Genomic DNA, 2,567 nt, shown 5'->3' with positions numbered 1-2,567 from the left:
GCAAAGAGTGTGACTATGCCAGAATCGCGGCAACGATATGCGCAGTTTTATTGTTGTTCCCAGCTTGCATCTCTATAATGCCTTACCAGTTATTTGTATATCCGAAAGGTTGTACAAGCGGCTCCAAGCACCGGATACTTACAAAGCTGCCAGTGTGGTGCCTCTCCGGCTCGCAAGGAAGTGTTTTTCCCATACAGAACTTCTTTTGCAGACCGTATTCGTACCCATGCACAAACGCGAGATCTAGCATCTTGCGCAGCTATTGCCTTTAAAGAGCAATCGTCCGTTAACGCCACTAATTTTTGCGGCTGGGCAAAATGTTATGGAAGCTAACCCAGGGCCAATTCACCGCCGTTCGCCCTATACGCGGGTATCGTGTAGCCAAGGAGCTTTCCGTTGTAAGCTGCTAGCTTTTTAGCATCATCAAGCATGCAGAAATCGAAGAAGATTACTCCGCAGTTCAGCATGAGCCAGTAACTTGCTGCAGGGGGTGTCATAAAACAATCTCCATGCAGAAACCTAATGTGTTCTGCCACATTGGTGTGCTGAAGGTTAACTATGTGAACATTGTGAATGTGTAAATACACTTTCTTTCTCCGGGAATGCCCACATACTTCGTATTTCACATCAGCTCCACATATCACCCCCCCCCACTCGTTACGGGCTAATACGCGACGTCTTACGCTGTACATAGACTCACCAATCTCATGTACCTGGGTTCGTCCGTAGGACAAACGCACTTTATCGCAGGGCATGTCGAGTAATGCGCCCAGCAAGCACCTCACAAATCCTCCGCTACTTCCAGTGTTTGCGAAAACCCTTCGAGTCAGATGTCCGGCATTTCCGGGCTGGATGCGATGTATACTTACCGAACTGTGCATGCCGCCCTGATGAATGCCAAAGGTTGTAACATTAAACTCTCGGATCCGCCCGTGCGCAGCACTCCATCTACAAGTTTTGGCCACTGGCGCATTAAGTGCACTATTTATTAGAGTTGCCACAACTCTTAGGGTTTTTATGGAATACAAAGAAGTTCGCTTTTCATATGCTGATATTTTGTACTCCACAACAAGGCGTAATCTCACGCCATCTTCTATATCATTTCCCGATTCATTTTTTATCTCGAAATCGCGCTGCTCTTCTACTACTAGGATTCCATTAGACGACACATTTGCACCAACAGAACGCGCACCCGGCTCGATATACCGTATACCTGAGATTTTGCACGAATCAGCTACTGGAACCACTTTTGTATTGGGTGGGATCTTGACAAAACAGGTCCTGATAAAAGAGCTCACATCTTCAAGCTCGTTTTCGTAGTCAGGCGTGAGATAAACCTTGGCAAGGGCTCGGAATAGGCCATAAGGCGCTGCGCCCAAGGTCTTTGTGCTCTGGGCTCTGGCAACAAGAAACTCACAGAATACGCTCGGATTCTGTGTAATTTCATCGTGCGAGGGTACTGCTGGCAGCTCTGATAAGGAGCTGTCATCTACAGAAGCACAAATTTTGTCAAATAACACAGCGAACATATGTGGCGAGCATTTGTAGCAGACATCTCTGCACAAGAGAAGATCTCTTGCGCTCACTATACAGAGAATACCTTCTGCTTTTGGCCTTTCACGCAGCGACAGCACCATAATCCTCTACACATTTACATACGAACATTGACCACACAGGTAATTGCGGACCGTTAGCGCTAAGTAAGCACCCCCCCCCCTCCCATGATGCACAGCTTCAGGAACATGGTTAACAGCAAGCGCGCTAGGAGGGACTACAGACAATAGATCGTCAAAATCACCTTCGCCTTTATTGTAACCATGTAACCTTCTTGTATCTTCAAGTAGCTCATGTCTACACGTGACCGCTTTCCAGGTCTCCGTAGTAAAGACATAGCTATCCATATGACTACAGAAATCGCCTCGTAGAAATTTGACGTGCTCACTAAAATCGCGGATGTTTAATCCCATAAAGTACACTACGGTGTTGAATAGGTGGGCGTTTTCCCCAGGTTTGCGCTTACAGATTGTGTACCTTACGTCCACGCCAGCCACTGAACCATATACGCTGACTACAGCGCAATGTTTGACGCCGTACATTTCTGAGTAGCATTGGTCGTCAATTAGCGTATCAAAGTTTAGTACCTGCGTGCGACCATGCGTTAAACGCAGTTTATCATGCGCAATACCTGATAAAACACTCAGCAAGGTTTTGATGAGATCTCTGATATTGTTTGCGCGCAAAACGATTCTGCGCGTGAAATAAACTTCATTTTTAGGCTGCAAGCGCCAGCGACTTAGGGATAAAAGAGGCACAGTACTTTGCAAACCAGCTCTAGAGACATAAAACTTCTTGATTTGCTTGTGCGCTTTGTTCCACGAACACCTTCTGTGCATTAGATCTGACGATTCCTGCTCGATGCCAGGCACAAGTTCTATATCCACTCTTCGTACACTTAGAGAGTACAAGGTTCCTAGCTTTTTGGAGCGTTCTACTCTGTACCTAACACGAAGGCGGACCCTTGGATAATTTTCGTGCCCGGTGTGTTCTTCCTTTATTTTAAAATCGCA

At 46.5% G+C, this 2,567-nt stretch carries 2 protein-coding genes; both read right to left on the bottom strand.

What is annotated here, in order from left to right; all coding sequences use genetic code 11:
• Positions 1-329: 329 nt before the first annotated feature.
• On the bottom strand, positions 330-1,529 hold the full coding sequence (locus tag PGW94_RS04500; protein ID WP_271759061.1) for a hypothetical protein: 1,200 nt from the start codon (positions 1,527-1,529) through the stop codon (positions 330-332).
• A 114-nt stretch (positions 1,530-1,643) separates the two neighbouring features.
• On the bottom strand, positions 1,644-2,567 hold a 924-nt coding region (locus PGW94_RS04495; protein ID WP_271759059.1), incomplete at its 5' end, for a hypothetical protein.

The organism is Candidatus Anaplasma sp. TIGMIC, assembly GCF_028204095.1.
Classification (GTDB): domain Bacteria; phylum Pseudomonadota; class Alphaproteobacteria; order Rickettsiales; family Anaplasmataceae; genus Anaplasma.
The sequence above is the reverse complement of the archived record's forward strand: the minus strand, read 5'-3'. Positions and strand labels throughout refer to the sequence as shown.

What these genes read in the sequence shown, in the direction of transcription:
- PGW94_RS04500 (WP_271759061.1), bottom strand. Translation starts at nt 1,529, where the DNA reads ATGTTCGCTGTGTTATTTGACAAAATTTGTGCTTCTGTAGATGACAGC.